The organism is Curtobacterium sp. P97 (genome assembly GCF_023712445.1).
GTDB lineage: Bacteria > Actinomycetota > Actinomycetes > Actinomycetales > Microbacteriaceae > Curtobacterium.
Genome location: NZ_JAMAYF010000101.1, coordinates 1 through 461, shown reverse-complemented (window position 1 = coordinate 461; position 461 = coordinate 1). Strand labels below are relative to the sequence as shown.

Sequence of the window (461 nt, the reverse complement as noted above, 5' to 3'; positions counted from 1 at the left end):
GTGCGCAGCTTGCCCCAGTCGTTGCCGTACTGCAGCACCTCGTGGGCGCCCCACTGGCTGACCGGGACCACCGGCACGCGGGTCTGCAGCGCCAGCCGCGCCAGTCCGGTGCGGCCGCGCTCGGGCCAGCCGTCGGCGGTCAGACCCACCCGGCCCTCGGGGTAGACCACGACGTGGGCGCCGTGCTCGAGGGCGACCAGCACGACCCGCATGGCGTGCGCGGCGACGTCGGTGCCGCGGTCGACCCGGATGCCCCCGCACCGCTCGAGCAGCGGGCCGGCCACGGGGGCCGTCATGATGCCGCCGGTGGCCAGGAACCGGGGGACCAGGCCGACGCGGTGCAGGGCGGCAGCCACCGTGAACGTGTCGTAGTCGCCGATGTGGTTGGCCGCGACGATGACCGGTCCGCCGCGCAGGTGCTCGGGCACCGAGCCGGTCACCACGACCCGGCCGAACAGGGA

General features: G+C 75.7%; 1 protein-coding gene. It reads right to left on the bottom strand.

Features of this window, described 5'->3' with window-relative positions:
* Positions 1-461: 1-acyl-sn-glycerol-3-phosphate acyltransferase (locus tag M3677_RS17155; protein WP_251161158.1), on the bottom strand; the 461-nt coding region annotated here is incomplete at both ends.